Below are 19660 nucleotides of genomic sequence, written 5' to 3' on the forward strand. Positions count from 1 at the left end.
TTCTTCTGAATAATGCCCCTCTAGCCAATTCATGGTTTTTTCAGAATAACGAAGCTGTCTATGTGGATTAAATCCATTTCCATTTTCAATTGGATTTCCAAATCCTTTTACATAGAGAAATTGAAAAATCTGCAGCAGGAGTAAAGCGAAATTTTGCTGTTTGGCATCGTGCTGATATATGGAAAATCCTGCATGATGATGCTGAAATAATTGGCTGATAAAGCTATTATTATCATTTTGCTGGAGCACCTGCTCTTCGAGTTCCTTTTTCCATAAATGCTGAAAATAAGCATTCAAGTGTGGAAATGAAGCGAAATAGGGTTCAAATATAGAGGGCTCTAAGGAGATAATCGTTCGTTCGAATGGGGCATCCGGATGAACTTCAACTTGAATGTGATGTAATTGATATGGTTGCAGGTAGAGGAAGGTGCCAGACTGAATCGTGTAGACTTTGCTATTCACCACAATTTGCCCAGTGCCTTGATGCACATATAAAAATTCCATACCCTGATGGCAATGGTAGAATCCTTTATAATTCTCAGTCGTTATCTTGCGATAGCTGAAGCGATAGGGGATTTCATGTAGTTCTACATCTTCTAAGAAATAACATGTCCTAATCAATCATGACAAGAAAACAACAATTCCATGCAATACTGTGTAACTATAAAGCAGATAGATTTAATATAATGAAAGAGAGCCATTGCCTAACATGTGAGTTAGCAATGGCTCTTTTCTTATTTTAAATTTTGGACATTGTTGTTAGGTTTTACCAACTTTACCGACTAAATGGAAGTGTTTCTGTCTTGATTTACTTTAACATCCTTTAATCTGTATTCTGTCAGCGAAACCCCGAAGTGCTTTTTAAAGGTCGTATAAAAGTAATTCGACTTCTCAATACCGCATTTCTCTAGAATATCGTTAATAGGCAGGTTAGTCTGCTCTAAATAATGCTTCATATGTTCCATACGTACAGTTGTTATATATTCGGCTACCGATTTACCAGTTGAAGTCCGAAACAGCTTGCCGAGGTACACAGAAGAGATGGACAACGCATCTGCGCAGCTACTTAGGGAAAGATTCTTATCGGGATACATATTCTGAATCATGTCTACCACTGTGCAGACGATCTCATTCTTCTTTTTGTCTTTGGCACCTTCTTTTAAATGAATAATGTCATCGAACAAACTGAAAAATGATCGCTCGAGCTCATCCAATGTCTCCAGCCCCGTAACAAGTTTAAGAAAATCAATGGAGATTGAATTTAGCTTCGATTGTGACCCTTCGACGATCTGATTCATGGAAGTGTGGAGGGAGTAACTCAGATAAATAATAGAATTGATAATGTTGCCGTAAGAGGCATGCTCCATAGTTCTAATCATGTCTCGGTATAATTCCTTTGCGGTTTCACCATTTCCTAGCTTAAGAGCGTCTATAAGCTGTTTTTCCTTTGCAGCCGGAAACATAAAGGCAACATCATTTACTTCTTGCAATAGTGTTGGAGTCAAAATGCTAGAGTGCCCATATTTCAATCTGTACATGGAAAGGCCCAATGTTTCTTCATAGACCTGCTTGATATGTTCTGCTGAATCTACAACATAGCCAAGCGATGCCGATAAGGATAAGTCAAAGTACTGATGGCTATGGCTCTGAATGTCAGCCACGATGCTCTCAAACGTTTCATACAAGATGTCTGGAGCATCAGGTGAATCTGTAAGGTCTACCAGAACGACTAATTGGTCGGCTCCAATATCGATCACTTCATTACTATAATGTTGTGAAGTAACTTCTCCTGCTACATTTGCAATAGCATACTTGTAAATCGATCGGTCCTTATCCGTGTACTTCGCTACAAAATCTTGATAGTAATCAATTTTCAATAGATACAGAAACAGTTTATTTCTAAAATTCAAATTAATAAGAAGCTCTTTTTCTTTCGCAGCCATGCGCTCTGAGGAAAGAATAACGTGCCCGTTTATCACTTTTTTTAGGAAATCGTTCTTTAGGACGGGAGTGTTGTCACGCTGCATAGTTTCCAAATCATTCGTTTTATTGATGAGAGCACCTATGGGCTGGTAAAGCTTTCTTGAAGCGAGAAAGGCAAAGAACACGCCTAAGAGAAGTACGATAAGACAGAATAATAAGGTGATATAGGTGTTTCTTCTCACTGCGGAAAAAACGGTCTCATACGGTGTAATACTCAGAAACTTCCACCTTAATATCTCGGAAGATACATAGGAGACAAGTACTTTTTTTTGATGAAGCTGATCGATGATCGTGCCGGAAGGAGCTGTTGAAGAAAGGATTTGATGCATGTAGTTTTGATTTGCAATATTTTCCATGAACATATCTGGGGACGACTCGCTAATGACGACCCCTTTATCATCTACAACCATAATTTCATTGCCATCGTTGCTCATTTTATTATCCAAGGAAGTGATCGTCAATCTCAACCAGTCCGCATCAACATTTAGTACGATGGCATTATTAAAGTTTGCTTGATTGTCGCTCGTATCTAACAAAATATACGTATAGACATTTGTGAGTTTAGTCTGGGTGCCATTTGGATTTGTGATTTTACGTGGAATGGGATAAAGAATCGGTAGCTTCTTTTGCTCGGCCACATGTAAAGCTTGAACAATTTCTTGGTCAAAGAATTCGGAACTGTAATAAAATGTGCCTGGCGCTGAAATGAAAGTGTCAAGCTTCCTATTATAAATATAAGCGGAATGAATGTACGTGTTGGGGATCGTGAGCGCATCCAGAGTCCTGATGGCGTTGCCAAAAGTTAGAATATCTTCATTGTTACTGTTTGCAAAAGCAATAATGTAGTTGTTAAGGGATAGTGATTTACAAAAATTCTTAGCAAGATTATCCATGTAGACCGAACTGTAGCTGATTTTGGACAAAATGTTCTCGTTCATGTCTTTAACCATTGATGTGGTTGAGGTGGTGTAGTTGTAGTACAACAAGGAAGAAAGCACCAAAATCAAAGACGTGATAATAGCGATAAATGAAATTAATAATTTTTTATAGATACTTATCTTACTTCTAGAAACCACGCTATTCATGCTGACCACCCTCGTCGCGTATTTTCGTTCTCTTACGTACATTTAATGTATTATATCCACCTAAATATCTCAATAAAAAGCCATTAAAGGTTTATTATTTAGAGTTTTGTTAATTTTTGTAGCCATCCAATTTATAAAAATTGTAGTTTTATCCCTTTTTATTGTGTTCAATTTGGATAGACGAGACTTATGATGGGGGTACCAAAATAATTCAGACTGCCTACCTAAGGAGAATGCCAATGAGTAATGTTACATTGCAACACAAATTCAAAAAACGAGGAAAAGTTCGTCACCCTATACCTGTAATAGGAGAGCTTGTTAAGAATAAGACATTTTACTTTATGATGCTTCCCGGGCTGCTCTACATTCTTGTCATGTATTACCTGCCTATGTTCGGCGTTGTCATCGCTTTTGAAGAGTATAATCCGATTAAAGGGATTTTCAAGAGTAAATGGATTGGATTCACGAATTTTAAGTTTCTATTCAAGTCGGATGCTCTTTTTCAAATCACATTTAATACAATTTTCTATAACCTAATCTTTATTGTACTAGGTATCGGTTTATCGCTTATCATTGCCATTCTGATTAACGAGATAGGCAATCGCTTTCTTGCAGGAGCTTATAAAAGCATCATATTGCTTCCATATCTCTTGTCTTGGGTGGTAGCTGAATATTTATTATTCTCTTTTCTAAGCATGGACAAAGGAATTATAAACAGTTTTCTGAACACATTTGGAATTGAGCCTGTTCTGTGGTATTCAGAACCCGGCTATTGGCGGTTTATCATACCTGCGGCTTATGTATGGAAGAACATCGGTTACTTCTCGGTCATTTTTGCGGCAGGAATTGCAGGGATTTCCACCGAGTATTATGAAGCTGCAAAAATGGATGGGGCAAGCAAGTTTCAACAAGCCATCAAGATTACGATCCCCATGCTGGTACCGATCACGCTCACTTTACTGCTTCTTCAGGCTGGGAAAATCTTTTACGCTGCATTTGGGGATTGGGGACTGTTCTATAACCTGCCCAAGGAGTCAGGCGTATTGTTCAGTACCACGAATGTAATCGACACCTATGTTTACAGATCTTTGAAAAGTATGAGCGATTTTGGGATGTCTTCTGCTGTAGGATTGTACCAATCATGCGTTGGATTTGTCCTGGTTCTTGCATCAAACTTTTTGATCAGACTCTATGATCGTGACAGCGCATTGTTTTAGGAGGGTGATAGAATGAACAAACGATTTACGATATCCAGCACTGTAATTAATTTAAGTTTTATGGTGTATTGCGCTTTATGTCTGATTCCGCTGCTTGTTGTACTTTCCATCTCCTTATCAGACGAGCAGTCTATATTCCAGTTCGGCTATCATCTCATTCCCTTGAAATTTAGTCTGAATGCTTACCAATTCATACTTAATGGGAACTCACCCATAGTCAGAGCCTTCCTTGTCACCATCATCGTTACACTCGCAGGTACACTTTTGCATCTTATTATCTCGTCTTTGTTTGCATATAGCCTTTCAAGAAATGAAGTGAAGTATAGGCATATCGTGTCCTTCTTAGTTGTATTCTGCTTATTGTTCAACGGAGGATTAGTACCTTGGTATATTCTGCTCTCAAAGTATCTTCACCTGAAAGATACACTATATGTGCTTTTCGTACCTTACTTAGTTTCATCGGTCAATGTTCTTATCATGAGGAATTTTTTTAAAGCCTCAATTCCAGAATCGATTATAGAGTCTGCAAGAATAGATGGTTCGGGTGAGTTTCATACTTTTATCAAGCTGGTGGTACCTCTATCGACGCCAGTGCTCGCAACCATCGGTCTTTTCACTGCGGTCTTTCTTTGGAACGACTGGTTTACTGCGGCATTATTCATTGAGGACGGCAAGCTGTACACGTTGCAGTTTCTACTTCAGTCCATTATGAACAACATCGCTTTCCTCCAAGGGAATGCTTTGACTGCGAAGGCGGCAGCCGCCCAACCCGACGAGACAGCCAGGATGGCAACATGTATCATTTCAGTGGGGCCGATCGTACTTGCTTACCCTTATTTGCAGAAATATTTCGTCAAAGGACTTACGCTAGGCGCAGTGAAATCTTAAGGTGTGGCTTTATCGGGCTTGGGCTCGTATAGCATATATAAACAAATATGGAGGTCTGACAATGAACAGAACGAAGAAGATGGCAAAGACACTTGGTGTGCTGAGTCTTGGTTTCTCTATCGCACTCGCTGGATGTGGAAAACAAACGGATACAACGACGACGACGACTGCAACTCCTGCACCGAAAGCTACGGATGCGGCGGTTCAACCCACAGCAACTCCATTAGCGCCTGTTGAGCTTACGTATTACTTCCCGAACTCGCCACAGAAGGATTTGCAGACCGTAGAAGATGCCGTGAATAAGCTTATTCAGCCGAAAATTAACGCCAAGGTTCACCTTAAGCTCATTGATTGGGGCGCTTACGAAGAGAAAATGAAGGTCGTCATGGCTTCTGGCGAGCCCTACGATCTTGTCTGGACAGCAGGAAACTTTAACAATTACTTTCAAAATGTTGCGAATGGCGCTTATGCCCCATTGGATGAATTGATTGCTAAATATCCAGCCATGAAGAGCGGTATTCCTGATATGTTTTGGAATGCAGTAAAAGTAAAAGGGAAAATTTATGGTGTACCAGTCTTCCAACAGTCAACCGCAGGGTACGGCTATGAAATACAAAAAGCAGTAGCGGATAAATATAAAATAGACTGGAAGTCCGTCACTAAATTATCGGATCTAACCCCTTTCCTAGAAACAGTCAAGAAGAACGAGCCTAATCTTATTCCTTGGGAATATAGCCAACAGATCGATCCGTTCCTTACTGCTCCGCCAATGTTCGGCATGGAGACTTTAGGCGATCCTAAGACTCCAGGAGATCTTTACTTAAAAGATGGAGGCAAAGTTGTCAATCAGTATGAGACACCAGAATTCAAAGCTTATGTAACGATGATGAGAGATTGGTATACGAAAGGATACTTAAGGAAAGACGCTGCAACCTTAAAAGAAACCGCAGCAGATCGGAAGGCTGGAAAGAACGCACTTATGATGGGCCAGATCGATATTGACTCCATAGCATCTGTAGAAGCTGGCTTGACACCATCAGGAAGAATGTCCAGCTTCAATCCAGATATACAGTCTTATGACTTCCAGTTCGTGAAGCCGCTGCTTACAACCGATAAAGCTTCAGCAACGATCACGGCCATCTCTGCAAATTCGCCAAATAAAGAAAGAGCTATGATGTTCCTCAATCTTCTTAACACCGACAAAGAGGTGTACAACACACTTGTCTGGGGAGTTGAGGGTAAACATTACAAGAAAGTCGATGTTAACCGGATTGAAACGAACAAAGACGGCGGATACCAAATCTTTGCTCCTTGGGAATTCGGCAATATGACACTCACTTATTTATCAGAGGGTGACGCTAAAGGGAACGATCAAAAATCTATGCAAATGTGGATAGATCTTAATAAAAATGCCAAACCTTCCAATGCGTTAGGATTTGTATTTGACTTTACACCTGTGAAGGCTGAAAAGGCGAACACCGATGCTGCTATTGCTGAGCTTTATTATGCTTTAGCTTCAGGTTCCATCGATCCTGATAAGTACTTGCCGCAATTTATTGATAAATTGAAACAAGCTGGCTCAGACAAGATCATCGCTGAAAAGCAAAAACAACTTGATGCTTGGAAAGCTACAAACAAATAGAGTCCAACCACTGCAGACTTCCTTCTCGTAATACAGAGGAAGTCTGCTTGATAAAAAAAGAAGTTTGTAAACGCTCACAATGAGCCTTGTGTCGCGACCATGCTAATAATGAAAAAATTAAAATGAAAAGGGGTTTGGAATGAAACTGAAAAAGCGAGTCAAAAAAATGTTTTCCATTTATCTGGCAACATCAATTGCAGTGGGAATATTCAACTTTGGATCGAATGTTCCAGTGGTAGATGCACAGCAGGCACCAGGTAACGCGCCGTTTATAAATAGCTGGCTGTTAGCTGGTCCCTTTGATACGGCAGTAGCGGACGACTTATATGGCACAGTCATTCCAGAGAACCTAAATTTGGCACCGACGGCACAAATTACAGCTTCATCAGCGACTTTTTCAACAAATCCACCCATTTTTGCTTCTGACGGAAGCACGAGAAATCAATGGGTTACTGAGAATGACAATGCACCTTGGTTGAATTATAAGTGGTCAGCGCCTATAAAAATAAGTAATGTTACGATTGCACAGTGGGGCGATGGCAGGCATGTCAATCAGTATTATCACCTCACATTTAAATTTAACGATGGCACAACATCTCTCCCCATCAAAGTGAATAGTACGTCTAACAATCCAGCTGAGCCAACGGTTTTCAATGCGAATACAGCACTTGAAAATGTGGTAGAAATGAAGGTTGAAATTGATAAAGGCCTCATCCCATATCCAAGCATAACAGGTATCAGCGAGTTAGGCGTATATGCATATTCTCTTTCCGACAACACGATTGAAAGACCGATAGACGGAAACTGGGCTAGAGTAGCCACCGCGACTGCAAGCTCCACGTGGAAAACAAGTGCTACCAATTTCCCTAGCGGAACTGATTCCTCATCGGTGTTACCGAAATTCGCTATTGATGGTAATAAGAGTACTGAGTGGGTTTCTCAGATGATGGATACGGGTGGTGCACCGTCTTCTTGGCCGACTTGGGATCCTGCACCAACGTTAAACTTGACTTGGAATCAACCGATCAAAGTGAAACAAATTGAGGTATTTGACCGAAACAATGCTGCTTGGCCGCAAGGTATATCGGATGTCCAAAAGGTGAACTACACGTTAAAGGATGCGAATAATAATGTCTTACAAACGGGATCAATCACCAATATCGATCCAATGGGACAGAACCCTGGCGTAGCAACGCTTGAACAGCCAGTAAACAGTGTTACTAAGGTGGAACTGTTGATTGTACACGACGGACAGAAAAATAATAAGAATGTGGGTCTGGGCTTTACTGAAGTCAATGTTTTTGACGGCGATGGGAACATTCCGGATCCAGTAGCCCCAGAACCACTAGCCCATATTATACCGAAAGCTGGAGAAGCCCTTGCCGGCAATGGTAGCAGCAAGAGCTGGGAGTACTTTGATGATCGTCTCTGGAACAGAAACTATGATGATTATCAGGATTTGTACGGCTATTATACCGTGAAAAAAGGCATCGATACTCGGAACAAATATGCATATGCACACACCTACGTTTACAGCCCAACCGCGCAAAGTGTCCAGTTTCGATTTGGATCCAGCGGACAACACCGTTTGTTTGTCAATGATATCGCGGTAACCAAACCGTCAATACCATCTGAAGTACAGAAGGATATGACAATCGCAAATATTAAATTGAAGGCGGGCTGGAATAAAATCCTGTTGCAGATGAAGCACACATACACAGAGGATTTGAATGCTAATGGAGTGGCCATTGCGCAGGATGTGAATGTTTATTATTTCGGTTTTTATGGCCGTGTTACCGATAGTAATGGCAACAAAATAGACAACCTTACTTATTCCGTTACAGGTGAGAACAGTGCATTATCGATCGATACACGTGAGTTAAGCAGCGATGACAGTGAAGAAGGCAGCGGACTGCCGACAAATGTGCTCCCAAAAGGTTATACAGAATGGCCTTATGTTTGGAATGTATCTAACTATACGACTAAGCATAGTCTTTCAGCTTCTCCTTTTCGTTTTATAGCTAACGGCGGCAAGCCGGGCTATGCTTGGAGTGTGCAGAGCGGTGCTCTGCCGGGTGGATTATCCCTGAAAACGGACGGAACGATCGATGGTTTCGTCAATGCTGATCAGGGAACATATTCCTTTACTATTAAAGTTACAGACAGCGACAGTGCCACGGCAACAAAGGCATTCACGATTGAAGTACAGGATCGCCCCAACAAGTGGTTTGAAGAAGGAAGAGTTTCAGCCCTCAGCCATTGTATTCCAATTTACAACTGGTTTGTAGACCCCAATTATTCCGCTGACCTGTGGGCGCAACGAGCGAAGGCAGAGGGGCACTCCTTGGTTTCTGTGGAATCGTTACAACAGAATTATTACTGGCCGTCAAAATTTGCAGATCCATTGCATATCCGCAATCTGTATTTGCCGAAGGATGGTAATGGTAAGGTTATAGATGGCCTTAAACCCTATGAGGAAGCAGTAAAACGCTATGGTATGAAATTTGGTCTTTATTATGCAACTGAGGGTGGCGGTTTAGCGCATAATTCCACCGATGTGTTTGTGCAGAATGTTGAAGATCTCATTTTACGTTATGATCCAGCATACCTCTATTTTGATGGTCCTCAGGCGATGCCTAATGCCAATTATGACGTAATGTATAGTATTGTGCGCAACTATAGCGACGAAATAATTATTAATTCAAATGCATGGACGGATGAATATGGTGATCCCGACCTCAGAACTTCTGAGTCAAGCGGTATGTTTGCTGGTGGCGGCGGCTCTAATCTGACTAAGAGAACCATTGCTGAACCATGGAAATCGGTTGTGACCAAAAATAACTACACGCCTTACTATGCAAGGCGAGATGATTATAGGATCGTCGCAAAGGAAATGATCATGAATGCTGGCAGAGGCTTTGTGGATAATAACGACCAGATGCCACTGATGAGCCGGGGACCCAACTGGGATAGCCCAGAAGATATTGCAACAAGATACCCGAAATCGGTGCAGGAATTTATCGATATTCGCGAAGGGCTCGCAGCATGGTTTGCACCGAAAGGCAAGCCGGAAAGACATGAATCTACGACAGGAACGATGCCGTATTTCTTGAGCGGCTTCGGATATACGGATGACGGGAAAGGAAATATTAAGAATTTTGAAAGCGGCAAAGGACCTAGCTGGGGTTATGCAACTTCCAGAGATAACAATATTTATTTACATCTGATGGTTGGACCAGACGGTAAACAGGGGTACAGTGGGAATTCTCTTACCATTAGCCCAGTGAATAATAATGTTACAAGCATTTCATGGCTCAACGAAGATCAACCATTAAACTTTACACAATCTGGCACGAGCGTTACGGTTGACTTAACCGGCGTAGTGCGTGACCAAGTGGATACGATCGTGAAAATAGTTACGAATAGTCCCCAAAGAAAGTATAAGCTCACGAATTTGATTACGACAGGCAAACAATTGTCATTAGACTCATTGCAAATCAATGTCGAAGGATATATGACTTATCCCGCATTGAAAGTTCGTTTCGAGCAAGGAATGATATCATTTAACAGCAGTAACCAAAACGTAGCAACGGTTGATTCTAACGGTATCGTTCATGCGGTAAACAATGGTACGGCATCTATTACCGTAAACGGAACCTATGATGGTGTTCAGAAGTCGGATGTTCTTAACGTTTCGATTAAGAACGGCAGAATTTATGTGAAAGATACGATGATTGGTGCTTCGTTATGGATTGAGGACCGGGAAGTTTACGGGGAGTTTCCTAGCTATGACGTATTAAATTACAGACTTGAGGGACGTTCCTTAAAAGGTGGCGCAATTGGACTTGGTGCTGCAACAGTCACGATGAAATCTGGTATCGTCGATCTAGACGGGGGAACGAAATACCAACCGATTGCCATACAAGAAAGTGACATCGTTACATTTGCTAATGGTAAAGCTATTCCAAAACACGTAACTCAGTTGACAAGAGCTGCAATATGGGCTGAGGTTGAATTGGATGGTCAAACATTTACCAGCAATAGGGTTTATCTGGATCTTTATCCTTATGACAATGTAGCTATAGGAGCAACGGTTACAGCTAGCGGAACTCAAGGCAGCAATACACCTGATAAAGTCATTGATGGTAAATTGATTGAAGGCACTTTATTTGACAGCTCAAAATGGTCTGTTTCTGGATCTGGAGCATCATGGATTGCATTTGAATTGAAGAATAAAGCCGATATCAAAAATGTAGAAATTAATTTTAACTCATCAAACCAGAACTATTTCAACACCCCGAAGAAAATTGAAATTCAGACAAGTGCAGATGGCGCAGACTGGCATACAATCAGCACGGTTACTTCGCCGACAGGTGGCGCTTACTTTGGTTTCTCTAATATTTTCACAGTACAAGCAGAATCCAAATATGTAAGACTTTACTTTCCTGATGGCGGTAACTCCGCTACCCTTGATCTGCTTGAAGTGGCAATCAACGGAGTGGAAATTGAAATGACACCTCCGGCGGATGCGACATTGGCTGCAGATATTACAGCACCTACTAACAACGACGTTACAGTAACGATCAGCTATCCGGCTGCCGCAGCGGTGAAAGAATACAAAGTGGGCGAAAGCGGCACATGGACAGCTTATACTGTACCTGTTGTCCTTTCGGCAAATGATACGGTGTATGCAAGAGGAACGGATGCGGTGGGCAACGTATCCAATGTAACTAGCATTGTCGTAAGCAATATTGATAAGATTGCACCCGTAAGTATCGCAACTTTAAGTCCGGCTACACCTAATGGCAGCAACGGATGGTATACGTCGGATGTAACGGTAAGCTTATCTGTAAGTGACAATGTTTATGGCATGGCGAAAACAGAATACCAAGTGAATGACGGGGGTTGGATTACCTATACCGGTTCCATTCCTGCCTTTGGTGAAGGGAACTATAAGGTCGGTTATCGCAGCACGGATCTAGCAGGCAATGTAGAATCGATTAAAACCATCGAGTTCAAGATTGACAAAACGGCTCCAATATTAACCGTTCAATTAGATAAAACGTCGATATGGCCGGCGAATCATAAAATGGTAACGATTAATGCCACGCTGAATTCGAGCGATGCTGTGTCAGGTGTTGCATCTGTGGTGTTAACCTCCATTACGATCAATCAATCGGATAGCGGAGAAGGTGACATTGGGGCTAATATCGGTGCTGCGGCCACTTCATTTAGTTTGCGTGCAGAAAAAGGACGCATCTATACCATAACCTACACGGCAACCGACAAAGCAGGCAACAAAACGGATACTTCTGTAACCGTCACAGTACCTCATGATCAGTCAGGAAATCATTAAGAAAAGCAACCCATTTGCAATACGAGTACTTCAGGAGGATGGTAGTTCTACTATCCTCCCTTTTTGAATACCGAACATTGATTTGGGATACATTTCAAAAATTCCGCGAGCGGCTGCGTTCGATTCGCAGTAGAACAGTTCCGAGACCATCCTATCCTCGTAGTGAACATTTACAATCATCTCGATCATTGTGGAAGAAACCTAGAAAAAAAGGAATTACGCATGGCGTTCGTCTGGGCCTGCAGTTCCTATATGATAGGACGAATTCATACGATTCACGATCAACCTAAATAGATAAAAGGAGAGACATCGAATGAAGAAAATTACTGCAGCATTAATCGGAGCTGGGCAAAGAGGTGCGGGTGCCTATGCTCCCTATGCTTTGAAATATCCCGAGGAAATTCAATTCGTTGCTTTTGCAGATGTTGATCCTGAACGAAGGGAACACTTTCAAAAAGCACACAGCATTCAAGATGAGAACAGTTTCTCAAGCTGGGAAGAACTCCTTTCAGGGCCGAAACTGGCTGATGCTATTTTGATCTGCACACAGGATAATATGCATTTTATACCTGCGATTAAGGCGCTCCAAAAAGGCTACCATGTACTCTTGGAAAAACCTATGTCACCGGATCCATTGGAATGCATCATAATGGGCGAATATGCCGAGAAATATAATCGTGTATTTTCAATTTGCCATGTGCTCCGCTATACGGATTTTTTCGCGACAATCAAAAAGATCATTACAGATGGCAAAATAGGTAAACTCATTTCGATTCAACATACGGAAAATGTGGAGCATCGTCATCAAGCTCACAGCTTTGTCCGGGGCAACTGGAGGGATTCGGAAGTTTCGAGCCCGATGATTCTGGCAAAAAGTTGCCATGACATGGATATTCTACAGTGGTTGGTTGATGCAGACTGTACGAAAGTTTCCTCATTTGGCTCATTGACCCATTTTCGTAAAGAAAATGCACCAGAGGGTGCGCCTAGATACTGTTTGGACGGGTGCCCAGTTAAGGATGAATGCCCATATTATGCACCGAGAATGTATATTGAACGAGATGATTGGGTGGGAGAAGTATTGCGATCGGTTGTCAGCAATGACACGAGCGATGAGGGTGTACTTCGCGAATTGAAGAAAGGCCCTTACGGAAGATGTGTCTATCATTGCGATAACAATGTGGTAGATCACCAAGTAGTCAATTTGGAATTCGCTAATGAAGTGACAGTCGCATTTACGATGAGTGCCTTTACCTATGAAGGGGGCAGATCGGTGAAGCTGATGGGCACACACGGCCAGATCAGAGGCGATATGGAGAAGAACATCATTGAAGTGACTAGCTTCATAACTCGGGGGACAGAAGTCATTAATCTTGAAGTGGACATGGAAGGGCATGGGGGTGGAGATACGGGTATTATGCGAGACTTCGTACGCCTAGTTCAAAGTGAGGGTAAGGAAAAAGGACTTACCAGTGCAGATGTTTCCGTTAAAAGCCATCTTATTGCATTCGCCGCGGAGAAGTCGCGTTTGGAGAGCCGTGTTATTTCGATGCCTGAATATATAGATGAATTGAAGAGGTGAGCATGTGGAAGATTTACGTGGGAAAATTGCATTGGTAACGGGATCAACGAGTGGAATCGGAAGAGGCGCAGCTATGTAAATGAGCGGCTGAAACTCATTGTGGAAGACAGTAAAAAAATGAACAAAGTGCAGCAAGGTAGTTTCCATTATGCCTGCCCACTTTGTTCATTGGGATTAATTATTTAACAAGGCCATGTGGATCAATAACAAATTTCCGCGAAACGCCTCGATCAAAATCTTGATAAGCTTTCGGAGCATCATTCAATGAAATAAGTGTTGCATTTACAGCTTTAGCAATTTGTGCTCTGCCGCTAAGAATAGCCATCATCAAATCTCTATGGTATTTCATGACAGGTGTCTGACCTGTAACGAAGGTATGGGATTTTGCCCAACCAAGTCCGAAACGAATTTTTAGTGTACCAATTTTTGAATCTTCGTCAACAGCACCTGGATCGCCAGTCACATATAGCCCTGGAATTCCCAAGCTTCCTCCCGCGCGTGTTACTTCCATAATTGAATTCAGCACGGTAGCTGGCGCTTCACCATGAGATTTCCCATGTCCATGAGCTTCAAAACCTACGCAATCGATAGCTGAATCCACTTCAGGAGAGCCCAATATTTGATCAATTTGTCCGGCCAAGTCACCATTTTCACGTAGATTAACCGTTTCACAACCAAAACTTTTCGCTTGTGCAAGACGTTCCGCATTTAAATCACCGACAATAACAACGGCAGCTCCCAGCAACTGAGCAGAGTGTGCCGCTGCAAGACCTACTGGACCCGCGCCAGCAACATATACGGTTGATCCTGGACGCACACCTGCACTAACAGCACCATGATAACCCGTTGGGAAAATATCAGAAAGCATGGTTAGATCAAGGATTTTTTCCATCGCTTGTTCTTTATCCGGAAACTTTAATAATTGAAAATCTGCATATGGCACCATCACATATTCCGATTGCCCTCCGACCCAACCTCCCATATCGACATAACCATATGCGGAACCTGGACGATCCGGATTGACATTTAGACATACATTTGTATTTCGTTCTTTACAGCTTCTACAACGACCACAGGCAATATTGAAAGGGACGGAGACGAGATCTCCCTTTTTAATAAATTCCACATCGCGTCCAACTTCAATTACCTCGCCAGTAATTTCATGACCTAAAATGAGGCCAGATGGTGCTGTCGTTCTACCTCTAACCATGTGTTGGTCGCTGCCGCAAATATTCGTTGTAACGACTTTAAGAATGACGCCATGCTCACATTTGCGACCCACATTCAATGGATTGACGCCTGGACCATCCTTAAGCACCAAATCTGGATAATCCGTATTTCTCACCTCTACACTACCTGGCTTACTGTATACAACAGCTCTGTTTCCTGACATTTTCGTTAACCTCCCATTATCGATTGATCGTGCTCCATAGTTCTCTTACTACACGCTGTAAGTACAGAGATTGCCGCCATCGGTCACTAATCTCTTTGTTTCTCCCGCTTGCTTCATTCGTCGTTATTGCATATGGTGGTGGACCTAGTTCAATTACGACCGGGAATACATCATTTGTATTAGCTTGAAGCATCCAATTTTTCATTCCCAATTGCCACCATTTCTTAAAATGGGAGAACATCGGATGATTTTCTTCCTCACCAGGGTCAATCTGTATTTGCTCTCCGTTCGATATTCGTGTATGTATACTAGAAGTGTTCGAAAGTAACGAAAGCAGTAACTCGTCCGCTTCTTGAGAAACCGTATGCAGTTCCCCAGCGACGATATAATGGGAAAAGTCGATTGTTAAAGGTAGAGACTTTAGTTCCCTAACGTACTCAACGGTACGTATTAAATCTTGGGTGATCGTACCCCTATGTGTTTCAATGAAAACAGGAATTCCCGCATCTTGAGACAGTTGCTCAATTCCCTTCAAGAGCTGAATGGCAGATTGACCTGTCATGAATGGTTGCATGACTTGTGCATTAATAAATCCAATACCACCAAAGGCTTTTGCTCTTTCTAGGAAATCAGCCAAATCCTCAACCGATCTTGGGTAAGCGTTTACACTGAACGAAAGGTGATACTTGTCTAATAGATGCTTCCAATAATCAGCTTTCTCTGGTGAAGGAAGGAATCCATTAATGCCGTCATAACCATTGCTAGCGATTAAGGCTATTTTCGCTTCGTCGGACAGTGCGTTTCCTGCAAAAACATCCAGATTATCCATGGCCCACCACGACATTTGAACTTCTAATTGATTGTTCATGTTTCTCGCCCCTTATCTCGAAGTCATGGGATGGTAAGTGACATCCATCTCTCAATCTATAGTGTAAATTGAATTTTAAATTAGATGAAGTAATAATCTTGCTTATTTATCATGTAATCCTGCTATTATGAAGATTGTTTTTATGCTGATTGTTTAAACAATATAAATCGTCTACTATTTAGTTGTAGAAATGCTGCTATTATCAGATGAATGATTGGAGGAGTTGAATTCCAATGTTTCAATCATCGTAAGAACAGCCGGTTAGGAGTCAAGCGACTCTTAACCGGCTGTTCTTATTTAATGCGACTTACACGATGTCATGGATGTCTTTATTTTCAGGAATAACGATAAATACGGCTGTGCCTTTGTGTAAATATCCAGAAATGAACACCCCGTATTCATCGCCAAATAGTAATTTAATCCGTTTATTTAAGTTTTTTAAACCAATATGCTTTTCCTCTAAATTAACCCCGCTGGCCAGTTTTTACTGAAGACTAACGAGCTGAGCGTCAGGAATCCCTTGCCCGTTATCGGAAACGGTGATGACGATCCCGTCCGACGTACGCAGTCCCGTAATAATAATCTGTCCTGCTTTACGTGTAGGAATAATACCGTGCAGAAAGCATTTTCCAATAATGGTTGAATTCCGAGGAAATTAGTGCGAAATCCCGCCGGCAGACTATGATCGTGGCTTTTATCATAATCAATTTTACTCGCTGCCGTTGAATGTGAATGATGTGGAGCTGGAGCGAGCTCTTAAACTGACGATACCTGTTCCTTTTTCAAACGGCAGCGGCCCTTCTTCCATTATAAGCGGCGAGAACATGGTTATTATGAAAGGAAGTAAGCAGCGGAATATATTTGCGTAAAATATTTTTGGGTGAACTGCCAGCCAAGGATGGCTTGGACCGTGCCGCGACCGAAATTGACAATCTGTTAGCCGAATCTGATTAGGAAAATAGGGGATGATCGGCATCATGAAAAAATGAGAATTACCATAATCAAATCGGACTGAAGTTCTCTGTCTGAGAGATTCAGTCCGATTTGATGAAACATAGAGATGGTATTATAATATTAGTCAAGTATATTAAAGTTGTGGTAGGATAGCAGTTTAAGCTATAAGTATGAGTATGGATAACATTGATTTAGACATAATAGTTAGAGAGGCCGAATATGAAACTACTTCGTATGTATAAGTCAAGAAAGTATTTGTTTAAGCTGCTTCTTTCCATTACTTTGCTGATGGTGGTGTTTTTATCTGTAAGTACTACGCTTCTTTATTACATTTCGGACAAGACCATGATCCAAATGCAGCAGCAAGCGGACTTAAAGGTACTGTCGCAAATCAAATATAATATTGACTATATGCATGAAACTATGAAAAATATTACTGTTTCGACAAAATTTGATCCAGATGTTGTCTATTTGTCAAATATCGCAGATATGGATAAAGGTGAGCTTGTACAAAAATTAAACAGACTTGAAAAAACGGTTACGAACTCATCATTTCTGCAAAGTATAACGATCTATAATGCCAAAACGGGTTGTTATTATTCGACCTTGAGCAGCCTTAATTGTCAGGATGACGGAATGAACGGTGTGATCGATACGTACATTCATTCTCAGAAAGACATTCCGATGCTGACATTTGTCCCGCTCGCAAATGAAACAATGGCTACTCCGGTATTCTCGATGTTTCTTTATGAAAATAGGGCAGGAAGTAAGTTGATTGTTACAGCAAAGCCGTCTTGGCTGTTTGATAACATTGATAATATTAACAAAGTTACGGCGGAGATAAGAGGTACAATTTTTATTACAGATACGGCTGGGATTCCGTTAGTGACACAGCCGCAGGGCAATTATACTGCCTCTGAGGCTATCAGGAAGGCGATTCAAGACAAGATTAATGCCGGTGAAACACAGGATTATTTTGTTTATGGCACAGGAAAAGACAAATCAATAATAAGCTTCATGTCGTCGAGCAAAAGCCACTTGACTATTGCTAGCGTACAGCCCTACGACAACGTACTCGGAAAGCTGAGCAAAATGCGAACGATCTCTTTGGCCATCATCGTAGGATTTTTAATTTTTTCAGTAATAGGCTCATTTATAATTGCGTATAAACTGTATCGTCCGATTAATAATATGTTGGAGCAAATGTCAGGTAACCGCCGCAAAGGATTAGAAACGCGGTCCGATCTGGATGAACTGAAGTTCATATCGTCGGAATATCAAGAAGCCATGCATAAATTAATTAAGCACGAAAAGGAAGAGCATATTACCAAAGATGCGCTCAAAACCTTCGCTTTGAGGAGACTTATTTCAGATGCAAGTTTACCTACGCCGGAAGAAATTCAGCAGGTCGATTGGGATATTGATCTAAGCCAGCCTTTGCGTGTGTGTGTGCTGCTAATCGATGATTTCCACGAATATGAATCAGAGACGAGTGATTCCGAGAAGAGACTTTATAAGTTCGCGATTACCAACATTGCCAAGGAGCATGTATCCAAGAGCATGAGTTGTGAAGTTGTGTCTATGAGAAATGATCATTTTGTTTTACTCGTTGGTACGCAGCAAAAGGTTGACTTGAATAAAATAGTGAAGGAGCTTCAACAAACCCTCTTTCAGTACTACGGGATTTCACTTACCGTTTCAATCGGGGACGCGGTGGATCCATATCAACAGATATCACAGCAATATGGTCATGTCATGGAAAATGCATCTTATCGAATGATCTTCGGAAAGGGAAGTGTTATTACACCAGAGCTCGTACAAAATAATAAAGAAAATATTACGTTTCAGTTCCCGGCTGATGCTGAGAAAAAATTTACCGAAGCGATTATGTCTGGCCAAGAAAAGGATTATAAAGAACAATTGGAGCTATTGTTTCAACAATCAAGAGAAATGCATTATAACAATATGATGTATTCGATCCTGCATTTATTGGCTCTAGTCAACAACGCGGTGAGGGAAATGAATAGCCGTGCCGTCAGGCAAATCAATTTGGACTTAAAATGGCAGTTTCAGTACGTACTGAAGCAGGAAACACTGGAACCGATATATGCCCTTTTTCTGGAGATCTTTCAAGAAATTCAGAAGCAGCGCTCCCAAGATGTCAAAGTACAGTCCAATCAGATCTTGATCGATACCATCAAAGAAATGATCGAGGAACAATATCAAGATTTGAATTTGAGCCTTCAAAGCATTTCTACCGCAATGAAGTTGTCATCTGCACATGTGAGTAAACAATTTAGATTGTATGAATCGAAATCGATCAGTGAATACATGAATGATGTCCGCTTGCAGAAGTCGCTGCTATTGTTAGAAACCAGCGATTACAGCATCAATCGTATTATGGAAATGGTCGGTTATAGTAATGAAAGCTATTTTTTTAAGCTTTTTAAGAAAAAGTTTGGTACGACGCCGAAAGAATACCGTTTCAAGAGAGTCATCGATGAATAAGCTTTCTAGGGCACATAAGCCCCTGGAAAGCTTTTTTTCTATGGATAAACGGGGGATTTATTGAAAATACAGTGTTTTCGGTATTGTGCGGGGGAAAAGTAGAGCGTTTTTCATTTATTACAGTAGTAATTTATACAGTTTTATCGTGATAATAAGGGCATACAACAAAGGTTGAACACACAAG

10 protein-coding genes are annotated in these 19660 nt (G+C 41.4%); 6 read left to right on the plus strand and 4 right to left on the minus strand.

Annotated elements, in window-relative coordinates:
• Together GC102_RS37200 and GC102_RS37205 are read right to left on the minus strand one after the other, a co-directional pair.
• On the minus strand, positions 1-621 hold a 621-nt coding region (locus GC102_RS37200; protein ID WP_281367750.1), incomplete at its 3' end, for an AraC family ligand binding domain-containing protein.
• 161 nt (positions 622-782) lie between these two features.
• Complete coding sequence (locus GC102_RS37205) at positions 783-3068, minus strand: helix-turn-helix domain-containing protein (RefSeq protein ID WP_171693977.1); 2286 nt, start codon at positions 3066-3068, stop codon at positions 783-785.
• Between the two features lie 239 nt (positions 3069-3307).
• On the opposite strand from GC102_RS37205, the gene GC102_RS37210 reads away from it, so the two are divergent.
• The 5 genes from GC102_RS37210 to GC102_RS37230 all read left to right on the plus strand — a co-directional run bounded on the left by GC102_RS37210 (position 3308) and on the right by GC102_RS37230 (position 13753).
• Entirely contained in the window at positions 3308-4285 is a 978-nt protein-coding gene (locus tag GC102_RS37210; RefSeq protein ID WP_171693978.1) for an ABC transporter permease, read from the plus strand.
• A 12-nt stretch (positions 4286-4297) separates the two neighbouring features.
• Positions 4298-5173, plus strand: coding sequence for a carbohydrate ABC transporter permease (locus GC102_RS37215; protein WP_171693979.1), 876 nt, complete (start codon positions 4298-4300; stop codon positions 5171-5173).
• Positions 5174-5234: 61 nt separating this feature from the next.
• Positions 5235-6815, plus strand: coding sequence for an ABC transporter substrate-binding protein (locus GC102_RS37220; RefSeq protein ID WP_171693980.1), 1581 nt, complete (start codon positions 5235-5237; stop codon positions 6813-6815).
• Positions 6816-6954: 139 nt separating this feature from the next.
• Positions 6955-12171 (plus strand): OmpL47-type beta-barrel domain-containing protein, encoded by a 5217-nt coding sequence (locus GC102_RS37225; protein WP_171693981.1) that lies wholly within the window; start codon positions 6955-6957, stop codon positions 12169-12171.
• A gap of 313 nt (positions 12172-12484) precedes the next feature.
• Complete coding sequence (locus GC102_RS37230; protein WP_171693982.1) at positions 12485-13753, plus strand: Gfo/Idh/MocA family protein; 1269 nt, start codon at positions 12485-12487, stop codon at positions 13751-13753.
• Positions 13754-13931: 178 nt separating this feature from the next.
• Here the strand turns inward: GC102_RS37230 and fdhA are convergent, their stop codons facing one another.
• Together fdhA and GC102_RS37240 are read right to left on the minus strand one after the other, a co-directional pair.
• The gene (fdhA, locus tag GC102_RS37235; protein WP_171693983.1) at positions 13932-15146 is read right to left on the minus strand and encodes a formaldehyde dehydrogenase, glutathione-independent; all 1215 of its coding nucleotides are present in this window, start codon (positions 15144-15146) and stop codon (positions 13932-13934) included.
• Between the two features lie 16 nt (positions 15147-15162).
• A complete protein-coding gene (locus tag GC102_RS37240; RefSeq protein WP_246321345.1) occupies positions 15163-16014 on the minus strand; it encodes a sugar phosphate isomerase/epimerase family protein in 852 nt (283 codons plus the stop codon).
• A gap of 1173 nt (positions 16015-17187) precedes the next feature.
• Here GC102_RS37240 and GC102_RS37245 point away from each other — a divergent pair.
• Positions 17188-19476, plus strand: a complete 2289-nt coding sequence (locus GC102_RS37245) for a helix-turn-helix transcriptional regulator (protein WP_171693984.1) — start codon at positions 17188-17190, stop codon at positions 19474-19476.
• The last annotated feature ends 184 nt before the right edge of the window (positions 19477-19660 follow it).

The organism is Paenibacillus germinis, from assembly GCF_013141785.1.
Lineage (GTDB): Bacteria > Bacillota > Bacilli > Paenibacillales > NBRC-103111 > Paenibacillus_E > Paenibacillus_E phytorum.